Annotated in this window: 16 protein-coding genes; 10 read left to right on the top strand and 6 right to left on the bottom strand. The window is 51.2% G+C overall.

The features are described from left to right. Positions 1–45: 45 nt before the first annotated feature. The 3 genes from tehA to OGV57_RS06415 all read left to right on the top strand — a co-directional run bounded on the left by tehA (position 46) and on the right by OGV57_RS06415 (position 2,482). The gene (gene tehA / locus OGV57_RS06425) at positions 46–1,047 is read left to right on the top strand and encodes a dicarboxylate transporter/tellurite-resistance protein TehA (protein ID WP_003020259.1); all 1,002 of its coding nucleotides are present in this window, start codon (positions 46–48) and stop codon (positions 1,045–1,047) included. Next, on the top strand, positions 1,047–1,643 hold the full coding sequence (gene tehB / locus OGV57_RS06420; RefSeq protein WP_003836119.1) for a tellurite resistance methyltransferase TehB: 597 nt from the start codon (positions 1,047–1,049) through the stop codon (positions 1,641–1,643). Before tehA ends, tehB begins: the two co-directional genes overlap by 1 nt. Before the next feature lie 167 nt (positions 1,644–1,810). Then, a complete protein-coding gene (locus tag OGV57_RS06415) occupies positions 1,811–2,482 on the top strand; it encodes a DUF3313 domain-containing protein (protein ID WP_003020253.1) in 672 nt (223 codons plus the stop codon). Positions 2,483–2,519: 37 nt separating this feature from the next. Here OGV57_RS06415 and OGV57_RS06410 read toward each other — a convergent pair whose 3' ends face one another. Continuing rightward, positions 2,520–3,428: a DMT family transporter gene (locus OGV57_RS06410; protein ID WP_003020250.1), complete on the bottom strand. Its 909-nt coding sequence runs from the start codon at positions 3,426–3,428 to the stop codon at positions 2,520–2,522. Positions 3,429–3,613: 185 nt separating this feature from the next. Here OGV57_RS06410 and OGV57_RS06405 point away from each other — a divergent pair, with 185 nt between their 5' ends. Continuing rightward, positions 3,614–4,483 carry an AraC family transcriptional regulator gene (locus OGV57_RS06405; protein WP_003836123.1) on the top strand — a complete coding sequence of 290 codons (870 nt, stop codon included), beginning with the start codon at positions 3,614–3,616 and terminating at the stop codon, positions 4,481–4,483. On the opposite strand, the gene OGV57_RS06400 is transcribed toward OGV57_RS06405, so the two are convergent. After that, a complete protein-coding gene (locus OGV57_RS06400) occupies positions 4,466–5,632 on the bottom strand; it encodes a benzoate/H(+) symporter BenE family transporter (protein WP_046670720.1) in 1,167 nt (388 codons plus the stop codon). The two genes, OGV57_RS06405 and OGV57_RS06400, sit on opposite strands and share 18 nt — an antisense overlap. A gap of 104 nt (positions 5,633–5,736) precedes the next feature. On the opposite strand from OGV57_RS06400, the gene OGV57_RS06395 reads away from it, so the two are divergent. After that, a complete protein-coding gene (locus OGV57_RS06395) occupies positions 5,737–6,273 on the top strand; it encodes a helix-turn-helix domain-containing protein (RefSeq protein ID WP_003836127.1) in 537 nt (178 codons plus the stop codon). Between the two features lie 79 nt (positions 6,274–6,352). Beyond that, complete coding sequence (locus OGV57_RS06390; protein WP_286530866.1) at positions 6,353–8,320, top strand: peptidase U32 family protein; 1,968 nt, start codon at positions 6,353–6,355, stop codon at positions 8,318–8,320. Here the strand turns inward: OGV57_RS06390 and OGV57_RS06385 are convergent. From OGV57_RS06385 to OGV57_RS06370, 4 genes are all read right to left on the bottom strand, one after another. Next, positions 8,317–8,547 carry a DUF2554 family protein gene (locus OGV57_RS06385; protein WP_003020233.1) on the bottom strand — a complete coding sequence of 77 codons (231 nt, stop codon included), beginning with the start codon at positions 8,545–8,547 and terminating at the stop codon, positions 8,317–8,319. The genes OGV57_RS06390 and OGV57_RS06385 overlap by 4 nt on opposite strands. 189 nt (positions 8,548–8,736) lie before the next feature. After that, entirely contained in the window at positions 8,737–8,862 is a 126-nt protein-coding gene (locus tag OGV57_RS06380) for a DUF2474 domain-containing protein (RefSeq protein ID WP_003020230.1), read from the bottom strand. Beyond that, complete coding sequence (cydB, locus tag OGV57_RS06375; protein WP_286530862.1) at positions 8,862–9,872, bottom strand: cytochrome d ubiquinol oxidase subunit II; 1,011 nt, start codon at positions 9,870–9,872, stop codon at positions 8,862–8,864. Before cydB ends, OGV57_RS06380 begins: the two co-directional genes overlap by 1 nt. After that, complete coding sequence (locus OGV57_RS06370) at positions 9,872–11,275, bottom strand: cytochrome ubiquinol oxidase subunit I (protein ID WP_003843730.1); 1,404 nt, start codon at positions 11,273–11,275, stop codon at positions 9,872–9,874. Before OGV57_RS06370 ends, cydB begins: the two co-directional genes overlap by 1 nt. A gap of 263 nt (positions 11,276–11,538) precedes the next feature. Here OGV57_RS06370 and OGV57_RS06365 point away from each other — a divergent pair, with 263 nt between their 5' ends. The 4 genes from OGV57_RS06365 to ydcS all read left to right on the top strand — a co-directional run bounded on the left by OGV57_RS06365 (position 11,539) and on the right by ydcS (position 15,153). Beyond that, on the top strand, positions 11,539–11,715 hold the full coding sequence (locus OGV57_RS06365; protein WP_071684398.1) for a type II toxin-antitoxin system HicA family toxin: 177 nt from the start codon (positions 11,539–11,541) through the stop codon (positions 11,713–11,715). Between the two features lie 46 nt (positions 11,716–11,761). Further along, a complete protein-coding gene (locus tag OGV57_RS06360) occupies positions 11,762–12,178 on the top strand; it encodes a type II toxin-antitoxin system HicB family antitoxin (protein ID WP_123924900.1) in 417 nt (138 codons plus the stop codon). Between the two features lie 92 nt (positions 12,179–12,270). Next, entirely contained in the window at positions 12,271–13,680 is a 1,410-nt protein-coding gene (locus OGV57_RS06355; protein WP_054528407.1) for an aminotransferase-like domain-containing protein, read from the top strand. 327 nt (positions 13,681–14,007) lie between these two features. Then, complete coding sequence (gene ydcS / locus OGV57_RS06350) at positions 14,008–15,153, top strand: putative ABC transporter substrate-binding protein YdcS (RefSeq protein ID WP_003020212.1); 1,146 nt, start codon at positions 14,008–14,010, stop codon at positions 15,151–15,153. The last annotated feature ends 9 nt before the right edge of the window (positions 15,154–15,162 follow it).

Raw genomic sequence — 15,162 nt, 5'->3', positions numbered from 1 at the left:
AATTCCATAAAATGCATTTCAAATATACTTTAAAAAATAAACAAAATGAGTAAGAGCAAGCAAAGTGAGCGAGTCCTCAATCTTCCGGCCGGTTATTTTGGCATGGTACTGGGCATCATCGGGATGGGGTTCGCGTGGCGATATGCCAGCCAGGTATGGCCTGTAAGCCACTGGATTGGCGACGGTTTAGTGATCCTTGCGATGGTCATCTGGGGATTGTTGACGCTGGCCTTTATTAGTCGTTTACTGCGTTTTCCTCATAGCGTACTGGCGGAAATTCGTCATCCGGTGATGAGCAGTTTTGTCAGTCTGTTTCCGGCTACAACGATGCTGGTCGCGATTGGTTTTGTCCCGTGGTATCGACCGCTGGCGATTGTGTTGTTCAGCATCGGCGTGGTGATACAGCTGGCGTATGCGGCCTGGCAAACGGCTGGATTATGGCGTGGCGAGCACCCGGAAGAGGCCACCACACCGGGTCTGTATCTGCCAACCGTTGCCAATAACTTTATCAGCGCCATGGCCTGTGGTGCGCTTGGCTTCAACGATGCCGGATTGGTGTTTTTGGGCGCAGGGGTATTTTCCTGGCTCAGTCTCGAGCCGGTTATTCTGCAGCGTTTACGAAGCTGCGGCGAGCTGCCGACGGTTTTACGGACTTCACTTGGTATACAACTGGCGCCTGCGCTGGTCGCCTGTAGCGCGTGGCTTAGTGTGAACGGTGGCGAGGGAGATACGTTAGCCAAAATGCTGTTCGGCTATGGTCTGCTGCAACTTCTGTTTATGCTACGCCTGATGCCGTGGTATTTGTCACAGCCGTTTAATGCGTCTTTCTGGAGCTTCTCGTTCGGCGTGTCGGCACTGGCGACTACGGGGCTGCATTTAGGGCACGGCAGCGAGTCAGGCTTTTTTCATACGCTGGCGATCCCGCTGTTTATTTTTACCAATTTTATCATTGCGCTATTACTGATACGTACGTTTGCATTGCTGATGCAGGGAAAACTGCTTATTCGCACCGAACGTGCTGCATTACTGAAATCTGAGGATAAATAATGATCCGTTGTGACGAAAACTACTTTACTGAGAAATATGATTTGACCCGCACGCATTCCGATGTCGTCGACGCGGCGAAAATTGTTGCCCCGGGCAAAACGTTAGATCTGGGCTGCGGGAATGGCCGTAACAGTCTGTACCTGGCGGCCAACGGTTATGACGTTACCGCATGGGACAAGAATCCGATGAGCATCGCCAATCTGGAACGCATTAAAAACGCGGAAGGGCTGACTAATCTGCACGCTGAGGTGGCGGATCTCAATGCGCTAAACTTTGACGGTGAATATGATTTTATTCTTTCTACCGTGGTGATGATGTTCCTGGACGCGAAAACCATCCCGGGCCTGATTGAAAATATGCAGCGCTGCACCAATCCTGGTGGGTATAACCTGATCGTCGCGGCAATGGATACCGATGATTTTCCGTGCACCGTTGGGTTCCCGTTTGCGTTTAAAACAGGGGAGTTACGCCGTTACTACACAGGTTGGGATCTGCTGAAATATAACGAAGACGTAGGTGAGCTTCATCGTACGGATGAGCACGGCAACCGAATTAAACTACGCTTTGCAACAATGCTGGCGCGTAAAACGGTCTGACCTGCCCATTTGTGATAACTCTTTCTACGTACAGCATTTTTTTGTGCTGAATATTAAGAAAACGTTAAGATAAAATTGTGCGGGCCTTACCATTTTTAGTTCATCCAAAATGATTTCCTTTTGCTATTATTTCAGATGCATATCTGCAAATACTAAGGGATCGTTCCATGCGTGCTCAAACTTTATTTAAAGTTGCAGTGCTTACGGGTTTACTGGCGTTATCAGGCTGTGCTTCAAAAATAACGCAGCCTGATAAATATTCAGGTTTTTTAAAAGATTACTCCGGCCTGAAGGAAACAAAATCTGCAACCGGACAGCCGGTGCTGCGTTGGGTTGATCCCAACTTTAATGAGTCTAAATACGATAACATCGTTTATAACCCGATCACGTATTATCCGGTTCCTAAACCAACCACCCAGGTCGGTCAGCAGGTTCTTGATAAGCTGTTGAGCTATACCAATACCCAAATGAAAACTGCCCTGGCAAAACGTAAACCGCTGGTTACGACGCCAGGCTCGCGCAGTCTGATTTTCCGCGGGGCAATCACCGGTGTTGCTACCAGCAAAGAAGGGCTGCAGTTCTATGAAGTGGTCCCGGTTGCACTGCTCGTTGCGGGTACGCAAATGGCGACGGGGCACCGTACCATGGATACGCACCTCTTTTTCGAAGGTGAGTTGATTGATGCGGCAACCAATAAACCTGTCATTAAAGTTGTACGTCAGGGTGAAGGCAAAGACCTGAACAACGAAAGTACGCCGATGGCGTTCGAAACGTTGAAGAAAGTTGTTGATGACATGGCGACTGATGCTTCCATGTTTGACGTAAACAAAAAACAATAATAACGAAGAACGCACCATCCCTGGATGGTGCGTTTTTTTATGCCGCCCGGCGACGATATACGAGTTTACCCATCAGCGTTTCTGGTCGGGCAAACATCACCAGATTCCCCAGCAAAATCAATACTAATCCCACAATCGCATTAACCTGCCAGACATACCCTTCATACAACGTAGACAGCGTTAGCGCCACCAGTGGAAAAAGCAGTGTACTGTATGCCGCTTTACTGGGACCAATGCGTCCGACCAGCGTGAAATAGGCGCCGAAGGCGATTACCGAACCAAAAATAGCCAGATACAACAGCGCACTGAGATAACTGAAGGTCCACTGTGGCGTGAAGCTGTCGCCGCGCACCAGCGCAATGGTAGCAATCAACACGGTGCCGTACAGCATCGCCCAACTGTTGGTGGTCATCACCTCGAGACCTTTTTTCTGATGACGCAGACTTATCATATTGCCCAGTGAGAAACCAAAAGTGCCGAGGGCGCTTAAACCAATCCCCAGCAGCAGCGAGTGATTCAACCCGCTGTTGACCAAATCCTGCCAGAACAAGGTGACGATACCTGTCAGCCCCAGCCCGGCGGCAACATAAAAGCGTCCTGGTGGTTTTTGACCAAAAAACAGGTAGCTATTAACCGCATTGAACAGGACCGCCATCGAGAAAATGACGGATTCGAGACCGGTATTGATCCACGCAGCGGCAGTGTAAAAACACCAGAAGTTAAAGCAAAAAACGCATCCACCTTGTAACAGACAAAACAGATGGTCGCGTCCGGAAAGCTTACGCAATTTCCCGCTGATCAGCAGGATGGCTATCATCACGGTGCTGGCGATGGCAAAGCGCCAGAAGATGGAAACTGGCGCCGCAACCGGGCCTTGTTGCAGGTAAATCGCAATCCATGTCGTTCCCCAAATCACCACCACCAGGCAGTACAACAGTCCGTTCATACAACTCTCTCTTATTGGTCTTCAGGCGCACACTGTGCCACGTCGGGTAGCAGGGGGCTTTCATCGGCTTGCGCTGGACTTGCAAAATCTTGCGCTTTTTTTAGTGTAAAGGTGAAAAGGAAGCTGTTAACGATATGTAGCTGATATAGACTGAAAGCCTGCTAACTTATTTTGAATGTGATGGTATGTCTCAGCCCTATGGTGCCTTTGAAAACTTACGCAAACACAATGCCGTGCTGCACGAGTCGGTTGCGTTACATTCGGGGATCCAACTGGCTGCCTGGTCAAACAAGCGCGACACCATTACCCAGTATTGCGATCACCACACGCTCAGTTTATACATCGCGGATGGCTACGAGAGTTATCACAAAACGGCGGGAGGCTGGAAGAATGGCGGCGGACCGGATCGTTTTTGCCTGATGCCAAAAGAGAGTGAGTCCAGTTGGGATATTCGTGACGATCTTTCCTTTGTTCATCTCTATTGTACCGACGCTCACCTGCGCGAAGTGGGTGAAAAAGTCTGGGACAAAAGCCCTTATAGCTTCACGCTGGACGAGCATACTTTTGGTAGTGACCCGGGGATCACGGCGGTTTACCGTCAGTTTTTGCTTGGTAACGACTGGCTGCAACCCGCTAATCACCTCACGCTTAGCGCGGCATCTTCACTACTGTTAACGCATCTGATCCAGCATTACAGCAACGTTCAATGGCGGCTTCCCGTTGTCACCGGAGGGCTTGCACCTGCCACCTTGCGTAACGTGCTGGCCTATATTGAAGCACATCTGGCGTATCCCATAACGTTGAGCGATCTGGCTGGTGAAGCAGCGCTAAGCGAATTCCATTTTGCCAGAATGTTTCGCCAGTCGATGAATATGGCGCCGCATCAGTACGTCATGCAACGCCGTATGGCACTGGCGCAGCAACTGGTCTGTTATTCATCACGCAGCCTGTCGGATATTGCAATGGCCTGCGGATTTAGCTCGGCGAGTCATTTCAGTAACCGGTTTAAACAAGTGACAGGTAAAACACCAACGCAGCTACGCGCGGCGAAATAACGTCAACACTGCGTAGCAAATACCGCCGACAACCAGCCCCCAGAATGCAGACCCAATGCCAAATACCGTCAGACCACTGGCCGTAACCAGAAAAGTTACGATGGCCGCATCGCGTTCAGCTTCATTATGTAAGGCTTGATATAAACTACCGCTAATCGTGCCGAGTAATGCAAGACCAGCAAGCATCTGGATCCAGCTTACGGGCAGGGCTGCCATCAGTCCTGTAACCGAACCGCCAAACACCCCAGCCAGAAGATAGAAGACGCCTGCTGCCGCTGCGGCGAGCCAGCGCCGATTTGCATCCGGATGCGCTTCAGGACTTTGGCAAATTGCGGCGGTTATGGCGGCGATGCAGATGGAATAGACGCCAAAAGGTGAAAATAGCAGCGCCAGTAGACCCGTAAAAACAATCAGAGGGGAAACGGGTAACGAATATCCTGATGCTTTCATGGTCGCAATACCGGGGGCATTTTGCGAAGCCATAGTGACCAGAAATAACGGTAGTGCAATGCTGATACTGTGGGGTAATGAAAAGTGCGGGGTAATAAACGCTGGGATAACCGGTGACAGATTAACATCATTAGTGACAATGTCACCTTTCATCAAGGCGATGGCAATACCCACTAACATCGCAGCGATAACGGCATATCTTGGGGCAATAACTTTTAGCACCAGCCATGCCACCAGCATACTACCGCACAAAATAAGCTCACTGTTCAGGCTATCAAATGCCTGCAAACCAAAACGCAGTAAGATCCCAGCCAACATGGCTGATGCCAGCGAGTGGGGAATGATTTTCATCAGGCGGGCAAACAGTCCGGTTACGCCGCACAGCACAATCAGCGCGTTAGCCACGATAAAAACGCCGATGGCATCCTGAATAGATACCCCGTGCAGGCCCGTCACCAGCAGCGCGGCACCGGGCGTTGACCATGCGGTAAGTACAGGAGCGCGATACCACAATGTCAGCACCAGCGTACTGACCCCCATTGCTAACCCCAGTGCGGTCATCCAGCCTGCAATTTGCCCGGTAGTCGCACCTGCGGCGAGTGCCGCTTGCCAGATAATGGCCGCCGAACTGGCATAGCCAACCAGGACCGCCACAAAACCCGATAATACAGTGGGCAGGGGGATGGAGAATGCACGCATATTCACTCCGTGTGCGTTATAACGGTCAATCACTGTAGCACTGTGCGTTATAGCGTACAAGTGCTAAACTGTAGCCCCGAGTAAGGAGAGCGACGAAGGAGAAAATGGACAACTTAACCCACTATCTGGCCACAACGCTCAGGACATTACGTCACCAGCGGGAATGGAGTCTTTCGCGTCTGGCGGAGGAAACTGGCGTCTCAAAAGCGATGCTGGGGCAGATTGAACGTAATGAATCCAGTCCAACGGTGGCGACATTGTGGAAAATTGCCACTGGGCTGAACGTCCCGTTTTCAACGTTTATTTCACCACCAGAGTCAGACGGCACGCTAACATTCGATCCCCAGCAGCAGGCAATGGTCGTCACGCCGTTGTTCCCGTGGGATCCTCAACTGTGCTTCGATCATTTTTCGATACTATTGGCGCCCGGCGCGCTCAGTGAATCTACTCCGCATGAGACCGGCGTAATAGAGCACGTGGTGGTGATTAATGGTCTGCTGGATATGTGTATTGAGGGGCAGTGGCGCACCCTTAAATCTGGTGAGGGTGTCCGTTTCGCCGGAGATATGGCACACAGTTACCGTAACAGCAGCGAACAAACGGTGCACTTTCATTCGCTGATCCATTACCCGCGCAGTTAATCGGGAAAACTATTCCGAAAAGCTGCGCTTGTGACTACAATAGCCGCCATTTTTACCGCTTGTGGATGGTAACAACTGTATGCGCCAGCAGCCTCATCACCTTGAATTGTTAAGCCCGGCTCGGGATACCGCCATTGCGCGCGAAGCCATTTTGCACGGCGCAGACGCCGTTTACATTGGTGGACCGGGTTTTGGCGCGCGCCATAACGCCAGTAATAGCCTGAAAGATATCGCCGAACTGGTGCCTTTCGCCCATCGCTATGGGGCGAAAATCTTTGTGACGCTAAATACTATCTTGCACGATGATGAACTGGAACCCGCGCAGCGGTTAATTACCGATTTGTATCAGACCGGTGTTGATGCTCTGATCGTACAGGATATGGGGATTCTGGAACTGGATATTCCCCCGATTGAACTGCATGCCAGCACCCAATGTGATATTCGCAGCGTTGAGAAGGCGAAATTTCTTGCTGATGTCGGATTCACCCAGATTGTCCTTGCGCGCGAACTGAGCCTTGAGCAAATTAACGCCATCCATCAGGCTACCGATGCGACCATTGAGTTTTTCATTCACGGCGCGCTGTGTGTTGCCTATTCAGGTCAGTGTTATATTTCACATGCGCAAACCGGACGCAGTGCTAACCGTGGCGACTGTTCCCAGGCTTGCCGTCTGCCGTATACCCTGAAAGACGATCAGGGACGCGTGGTGTCCTATGAAAAACACCTGCTGTCGATGAAAGACAACGATCAGACCGCCAACCTCGGCGCATTGATTGACGCAGGTGTGCGTTCCTTCAAAATTGAAGGGCGCTATAAGGACATGAGTTATGTAAAGAATATTACCGCGCATTATCGCCAGATGCTCGATGCCATCATTGAAGAGCGCAGCGACCTGGCCCGTTCATCAGCGGGACGTACCGAACATTTCTTTACCCCATCCACGGAGAAAACCTTCCATCGTGGCAGCACCGATTATTTTGTGAATGCCCGTAAAGGGGATATCGGCGCATTCGACTCACCAAAGTTTATCGGTTTGCCGGTCGGCGAAGTCCTGAAGGTGGCGAAAGATCATCTCGATGTTGAGGTGACAGAACCGCTGGCTAACGGGGATGGCCTGAACGTGTTAATCAAACGTGAGGTTGTTGGATTCCGCGCCAACACCGTGGAAAAAACGGGGAACAATCGTTATCGGGTATGGCCGAATGAAATGCCTGCCGATCTGCACAAAGTGCGTCCGCATCATCCGCTGAATCGCAACCTCGATCATAACTGGCAGCAAGCGTTAACCAAAACCTCCAGCGAACGCCGTGTTGCGATCGATATTGAGCTCGGCGGCTGGCAGGAGCAGTTGATTCTGACGCTCACCAGTGAAGAGGGCGTGAGCATTACCCATACGCTGGATGGCCAGTTTGAGGAAGCGAACAATGCGGAAAAAGCGTTGAGTAACCTACAGGACGGACTGGCAAAACTTGGGCAGACGATGTACTACGCCCGCAATATTCAGGTGAATCTGCCGGGCGCGCTGTTCGTGCCAAACGGTCAACTAAATCAGTTACGACGTGAAGCCGTTGATATGCTGGATGCAGCGCGCCTGCAAAGCTATAAGCGCGGTAGCCGCAAACCAGTATCCCAGCCTGCGCCGGTTTATCCGCAAACGCACTTGAGTTTCCTGGCTAACGTCTACAACCAAAAAGCGCGTGAGTTTTATCACCGTTATGGCGTTCAGTTGATTGATGCAGCCTATGAAGCGCATGAAGAAAAGGGCGAAGTACCGGTGATGATCACCAAACATTGCCTGCGTTTCGCCTTTAACCTCTGTCCGAAACAGGCGAAAGGGAACATCAAGAGCTGGAAAGCGACACCGATGCAACTGGTTAACGGCGATGAAATCCTAACGCTGAAATTTGATTGCCGACCGTGCGAAATGCACGTGCTCGGCAAGATGAAACATCACATTCTGAAGATGCCGTTGCCGGGTAGCGTCGTGGCTTCGGTCAGTCCGGAAGAACTGATGAAGACACTGCCGAAGCGTAAGGTTAATCGTTAGCTCAGATGCGTATCGGGTTTGCGTGATTTTTGCCAGTGATGGTGTTCACGAAGATCGGCGGCGGATTCTTCCGCCGTCACTCGCAGCTCATCACTGTCGGCCGTGTGTCGTAGTAAATGATCGGCATCCTGCACCTGAAGATATTCATGTCCCTGATTAGTAGCGAAAAGTTGACCGGAAAAAAGCGCGCTGGCCAGCAATAACACTGTTAACCCTTTCTTAAACATCATGCACCCTCTGGTACGTTAGCTGCGGAATTGGCGATAATTTCGCCTGGTGACTATTCAATATTTTAATCGGGATAATGACAATCTCTGTTTTGTCATTTAGATGTTTTTTACATTTTTGTTTAGTCGATGTTGGGATTTGTAACACCCGGGCAGTGCAGCGCTGCCCGGGTGTTACCAGGGAGAGATTCAGGACTTAAATCCGGCGGCCGTCATCAGGAGACGAAAGAACATGCCAACAGCGGCGAGGGCCAGCACGCTGCCGCCCCAGAGGATCACCAGCCACATCAGGCGTTTCCAGATTGTTTGTTGCATCAATGATACCCCTCACCATGTTGAACTTTGCCGCGGAAAACGTAGTAGCTCCAGAAGGTGTACACCAGGATTATCGGGATAATCAGCAGTGCGCCAACCAACATAAAGCCCTGACTTTGCGCCGGAGCCGCCGCTTGCCAGAGCGTAATGGACGGCGGAATGATGTGTGGCCAGATACTGATCCCCAGCCCGCTAAACCCGAGGAAAATCAGCCCCAGTGTCAATACAAAAGGCAGCGTATGGCAGTTATGTTGCCCCAGCGAACGCCACAGCCAGATGCTGATAAGCGCAACCAGCAGCGGAACCGGCATCAGGAACCACAGGTTGGGCAGACTAAACCAACGCTCGGCAATCGCGCTATGCGCCAGTGGTGTCCACAGGCTGATAATGGCAATCACAATCAACATTGCCAGCAGCAGTTTTTTGACCACGCGACGCATTTTATCCTGCAACGGATTTTCACTTTTCATCACCAGCCATGTCGCCCCCAGCAGGGCATAGGCTACAACCAGACCAACGCCGCAGAACAACGTGAACGGAGTCAACCAGTCGAAAGGACCGCCGCTGTAGCTGCGTCCGGTAACGGAAAATCCGTTGAGTACGGCACCCACCACCACGCCCTGGGTGAATGTCGCCAGAATTGAACCGCTGAGAAAGGCTTTATCCCAGAATGGTCGATGCGCCGGCGTGGCCTTGAAGCGAAACTCAAACGCGACGCCGCGAAAAATCAGGCCGATTAGCATCAGGGTCAATGGGATCGTCAGCGCATCGACAATCACCGCATAGGCCAGCGGGAACGCGCCAAATAACCCGGCCCCGCCCAGCACCAGCCAGGTTTCATTCCCATCCCATACGGGAGCGACGCTGTTAACCATCACATCGCGGTCATCAGCGTCCTGAATCGCGGGGAATAAAATGCCAATCCCGAGATCAAAACCGTCCATCACGATATACATCAGCGTGGCGAATACGATAATCACAAACCAGCTAACTGATAAATCGATACCCATTAGCGATGAGCCTCCGGTTGAGAATCAAGGACGGCAGCCGAAAGCGGCCGGGCAGGCGTGCCGGTTGGCGGAATTGTTGAGTCATCTTCATGTGGCCCCTTGCGGATCAGGCGTATCATGTAGCTGTAACCCACACCAAACACTGAGCTGTACACCACAAAGAAGGACAGCAGGCTGATGCTCATATGTAAATCACCATGTGCGGAAACCGCATCCGCCGTACGTTGCAGACCGTAAACCACCCACGGTTGACGGCCAACTTCAGTGGTCACCCAACCGGCAAGGATGGCAATCAGACCTGAGGGGCCCATCCACAAGGCAAAGCGCAGGAAAGGGCGCGAGGTGTATAAACGCTGCTTATAGCGCAGCCACAGGGCAAAAGCGCCCAGCAGGATCATCAGCATGCCTAGCCCGGCCATTATGCGAAACGACCAGAACACCATCGTTGAGTTAGGCCTGTCTTCTTTAGGAAACTCTTTTAGTGCCGGGACCTGTTTGTCCAGGCTATGGGTCAGGATCAGACTGCCCAGGGCAGGAATTTCCAGCCCATAGCGGGTGCGTTCCTGCTCCATATCCGGCCAGCCGAAGAGTAGTAGCGGGGTTGGTTCGCCGGGCGGATTTTCCCAGTGCCCTTCAATCGCAGCAATTTTTGCCGGCTGATGCTTCAGCGTATTCAAACCGTGCATATCGCCAATCAAAGCCTGCAGCGGGGCGACGATTAACGTCATCCATAGCGCCATTGAGAACATCGCGCGAATAGCCGGGGTGTTATTCCCGCGCAATAAATGCCATGCACCTGACGCTGCAACAAACAACGCGCTGCTGAGGAAAGCGGCAACGGACATATGCAGTAAACGATAAGGGAATGAAGGATTGAAAATAACGGCGAACCAGTCAACGGGAACGACCTGGCCGTTAACTATTTCATAGCCTTGCGGTGTCTGCATCCAGCTGTTAGAGGCGAGGATCCAGAAGGTTGAAATAATGGTACCCAGTGCGACCATGCAAGTGGCAAAGAAGTGAAGCCCTGGGCCAACCCGGTTCCAGCCAAACAGCATTACCCCAAGGAAGCCCGCTTCGAGGAAGAAGGCGGTGAGCACTTCATAGGTCAGAAGCGGCCCGGTGATGCTACCGGCGAACTCGGAAAAACCACTCCAGTTGGTACCGAACTGATAAGCCATCACCAGCCCGGAAACTACACCCATACCAAAGTTTACGGCGAATATTTTCGACCAGAAATGGTATAGCGAACGCCAGGTGGGATTTTTCGTCTTTAGCCATAACCCCTCAAGTACTGCCAGATAACTGGCGAGGCCGATGGTAATGGCCGGAAAGATGATGTGAAAGGATACCGTAAACGCGAACTGGATCCTCGCCAGGTGAAACGCGTCAAGACCGAACATGCTTAACTCCGCAGACAAAATTGATTTGGCGCAATTCTAAGCCTGAGAAGCATTGCGGGGCAGAAACAGAACAGTTCTTTTTAACCATAACAGTTGCAGTGCTGTTATAGGTTGTACACGCTGATATGAAATCTGGAAGCTGGATTCCTGTTATTAAATAGCGTCCTCCCCACGTTAGTGATTTTGCGATATTAATAGCAAGGTAATTAAAAGGTAATCATAAATGTTTACTTTGTGTGTATAATAGACGACAGGGAGGCGCAGTGAAGCAAAGTAAGTTTAGACGCTGGCTTGAATCTCAGGGAGTTGCTGTTACAAACGGCTCAAATCATCTGAAACTGAGATATCAGGGAAGGCGTAGCGTTATGCCCAGACATCCAGGTGATGAAATAAAAGAAGCCTTGCGAAAAGCGATTATTAAGCAGCTTGACTTACAGTAATCATCATCACTACAAGGTTGATTATATGAGAGATTTTGAAAATCCTATGCGTTATCCTGTTACTCTAACACCGGCAGTGGAAGGTGGGTTTGTGGTTTCTTTCCCGGATATTCCGGAAGCATTAACTCAGGGAAATACTCGCCATGACGCTTTGCAGGCCGCGCAGGCGGCATTGATTACCGCTTTTGAATTCTATTTCGACGACAACGAGGCGATTCCACTCCCTTCAGCGGTTAGCGCTGAAGATGACTACGTAGAAATACCGCTGAGCGTTGCGTCTAAGGTTCTTCTGCTGAATGCCTTCCTTGAATCAAAAATCACCCAGCAGGAGCTGGCGAACAGGATCGGCAGACCTAAGCAGGAGATCACCCGTTTATTTGATTTAAAGCACACGACAAAAATTGATGCCGTGCAGATTGCTGCGCGCGCCTTAGGCAAAGAGCTGGCGTTAACGATGTTGTAAAATTGTTAACTATAACAGTTATAAAAAACACCCTGATTATGTAAACTGATATACACAGTGATTGTCACCGACACCGGTAATCAGGATCAAAAATGAAAAAGTACCAGCGACTGGCAGAGCAAATTCGCGATCAAATTGCGTCTGGCGTATGGCAGCCAGGCGATCGCTTGCCTTCCTTGCGTGAGCAAGTGGTCAGCAGCGGAATGAGTTTTATGACCGTCGGACACGCATACCAGTTGCTGGAAAGCCAGGGGCGGATTATCGCCCGGCCGCAGTCTGGTTATTATGTCGCCGCGCGCCCCGAACGTGAACTGGCAGCGCCGCAGGTGCAGGTCATGCGCGACGAAGCGGTGGATATCAATACCTATATTTTTGATATGTTGCAGGCCAGCCGGGATGCGTCAGTGATGCCCTTTGCCTCAGCATTCCCCGACCCGCGTCTGTTTCCACTTCAACAGTTGAACCGTTCGTTGGCGCAGGTGAGTAAAACCGCCACCGCCATGAGTGTGATTGAAAACCTGCCGCCGGGGAATGCTGAGCTGCGTCATGCCATTGCCCGTCGCTATGCTCAACAGGGGATGACCATTTCACCGGACGAAATCGTCATCACCACCGGCGCGCTGGAAGCCCTCAACCTGAGCCTGCAAGCTGTCACTGAACCGGGTGACTGGGTGATTGTCGAAAACCCCTGTTTTTACGGAGCGTTGCAGGCCCTGGAGCGATTACGTCTGAAGGCGCTGTCGGTAGCCACCGACGTTAACGAGGGGATCGATCTTGCCGCGTTGGAGCAGGCGTTACAGGAGTACCCGGTAAAAGCCTGCTGGCTAATGACCAGCAGCCAAAATCCGCTGGGTTTTACGCTCAGCGCAGAGAAAAAGGCGCATCTGGTTGCCTTGTTGGAAAAATACCACGTAATGCTGATTGAAGATGATGTTTACAGCGAGCTGTACTTTGGCCGCGAAAAACCGCTACCTGCCAAAGCCTGGGATCGCGCCGACAGCGTTCTGCATTGTTCGTCTTTCTCGAAGTGTCTGGTGCCAGGATTTCGTATTGGCTGGGTGGCAGCAGGGAAACATGCCCGGCGTATTCAGCGACTCCAGCTAATGAGTACTTTATCTACCAGTTCGCCCATGCAGCTTGCACTTGTTGATTATCTTTCAACCCGGCGCTATGACGCGCATTTGCGACGCTTGCGTCGGCAGTTGGCGGAACGTAAACAACAGGCCTGGCAAACGCTGCTGCGTCATCTTCCGGCGGAAGTCAAAATTCACCACAACGACAGCGGTTATTTTCTGTGGCTGGAGCTGCCGGAACCGCTTGATGCTGGTGTGCTCAGTACCCATGCGCTGGCACACCACATTAGCATTGCGCCGGGGAAAATGTTCTCGACCTCGGGAAGCTGGACACGTTTTTTTCGTTTTAATACTGCATGGCACTGGGGAGAGCGCGAAGAGCTGGCCGTAAAACAGCTTGGCAAATTAATTCGTGAAATGATGAAATAAACCATAACGCGCTATTCAATATAAATGAATAGCGCATTCTTATTTTCGAAATAGTGAATGCTGAACCACAGTATTATTTATATCGGGTGCGGCCATACAAAATATCAATAGTTAATACTATTGCCACCTCTGCGTCTAACTCATTGTCTATACTCCAGAAGATTACCCCCAGGTCAGAGTCTGTAGCGTAATGAGCGTTAGCTCACAACCTGATTAAATTTCCTTGCACCAGCAGGAACGCTTACAACACCCCGACTATTTTTAGAAAAGGACATATATTTACGGCAAGGCTGCCGCTCAATATTTTTTCGACAGGAGTAAGACGTTATGAGCAAGCAACTTGCCCTCAGTAGCCTGTGTGCCTTCAGCATGACGCTGATGACTGCGCAGGCAGCCGAACCCCCCACATCATTAGATAAACCGGAAGGCCGCCTGGATATTATTGCCTGGCCGGGTTATATCGAACGTGGGCAAACCGATAAACAATATGACTGGGTCTCGCAGTTTGAGAAAGATACCGGCTGTGCGGTCAATGTAAAAACGGCGGCCACCTCTGATGAGATGGTCAGCCTGATGGCTAAAGGCGGTTACGACCTGGTAACCGCTTCTGGTGATGCCTCACTGCGCCTGATAATGGGAAAACGCGTTCAGCCGATTAATACTGCGCTTATCCCTAACTGGAAAACCCTTGATCCGCGAGTGGTAAAAGGGGAGTGGTTTAACGTTGGCGGTAAAGTTTACGGTACGCCATACCAGTGGGGACCAAACCTGCTGATGTATAACACCAAAACCTTCCCAACGCCGCCGGACAGCTGGAACGTGGTATTCGTTGAACAAAATCTGCCTGACGGGAAAAGCAATAAAGGTCGCGTTCAGGCTTACGATGGCCCGATCTATATTGCCGACGCCGCATTATTCGTTAAAGCCACTCAGCCGCAGTTGGGTATTACCGACCCCTATCAGCTCACTGAAAAACAGTATCAGGCGGTGATCAAAGTCCTGAGCGATCAGCACGCGTTGATCCATCGCTATTGGCACGATACCACCGTGCAAATGAGCGATTTCAAAAACGAAGGCGTAGTGGCGTCAAGCGCCTGGCCTTATCAGGCTAACGCCTTGAAAGGCGAAGGTCAGCCAATTGCCACGGTCTTCCCAAAAGAGGGGGTTACCGGATGGGCTGATACCACCATGCTGCACAGTGAAGCGAAACACCCGGTTTGCGCTTACAAATGGATGAACTGGTCATTAACCCCGAAAGTACAGGGCGACGTAGCCGCCTGGTTTGGTTCTCTGCCAGTGGTGCCTGAAGGTTGTAAAGCCAGCCCGTTACTGGGTGAAAAAGGCTGTGAAACCAACGGCTATAGCTATTTTGACAAAATTGCCTTCTGGAAAACGCCAATTGCCGAAGGTGGAAAATTCGTTCCTTACAGTCGCTGGACGCAGGATTACATCGCCATTATGGGTGGTCGTTAATTCCGCTGG

The organism is Citrobacter sp. Cf087 (assembly GCF_030334285.1).
GTDB classification, from domain to species: domain Bacteria; phylum Pseudomonadota; class Gammaproteobacteria; order Enterobacterales; family Enterobacteriaceae; genus Citrobacter; species Citrobacter freundii.
This window is presented reverse-complemented; position numbering and strand designations above follow the sequence as displayed.

Coding starts and splice junctions, on each gene's coding strand:
- tehA (WP_003020259.1), top strand. CDS start 46: ATGAGTAAGAGCAAGCAAAGTGAGCGAGTCCTCAATCTTCCGGCCGGT.
- tehB (WP_003836119.1), top strand. CDS start 1,047: ATGATCCGTTGTGACGAAAACTACTTTACTGAGAAATATGATTTGACC.
- OGV57_RS06415 (WP_003020253.1), top strand. CDS start 1,811: ATGCGTGCTCAAACTTTATTTAAAGTTGCAGTGCTTACGGGTTTACTG.
- OGV57_RS06410 (WP_003020250.1), bottom strand. CDS start 3,428: ATGAACGGACTGTTGTACTGCCTGGTGGTGGTGATTTGGGGAACGACA.
- OGV57_RS06405 (WP_003836123.1), top strand. CDS start 3,614: ATGTCTCAGCCCTATGGTGCCTTTGAAAACTTACGCAAACACAATGCC.
- OGV57_RS06400 (WP_046670720.1), bottom strand. CDS start 5,632: ATGCGTGCATTCTCCATCCCCCTGCCCACTGTATTATCGGGTTTTGTG.
- OGV57_RS06395 (WP_003836127.1), top strand. CDS start 5,737: ATGGACAACTTAACCCACTATCTGGCCACAACGCTCAGGACATTACGT.
- OGV57_RS06390 (WP_286530866.1), top strand. CDS start 6,353: ATGCGCCAGCAGCCTCATCACCTTGAATTGTTAAGCCCGGCTCGGGAT.
- OGV57_RS06385 (WP_003020233.1), bottom strand. CDS start 8,547: ATGTTTAAGAAAGGGTTAACAGTGTTATTGCTGGCCAGCGCGCTTTTT.
- OGV57_RS06380 (WP_003020230.1), bottom strand. CDS start 8,862: ATGCAACAAACAATCTGGAAACGCCTGATGTGGCTGGTGATCCTCTGG.
- cydB (WP_286530862.1), bottom strand. CDS start 9,872: ATGGGTATCGATTTATCAGTTAGCTGGTTTGTGATTATCGTATTCGCC.
- OGV57_RS06370 (WP_003843730.1), bottom strand. CDS start 11,275: ATGTTCGGTCTTGACGCGTTTCACCTGGCGAGGATCCAGTTCGCGTTT.
- OGV57_RS06360 (WP_123924900.1), top strand. CDS start 11,762: ATGCGTTATCCTGTTACTCTAACACCGGCAGTGGAAGGTGGGTTTGTG.
- OGV57_RS06355 (WP_054528407.1), top strand. CDS start 12,271: ATGAAAAAGTACCAGCGACTGGCAGAGCAAATTCGCGATCAAATTGCG.
- ydcS (WP_003020212.1), top strand. CDS start 14,008: ATGAGCAAGCAACTTGCCCTCAGTAGCCTGTGTGCCTTCAGCATGACG.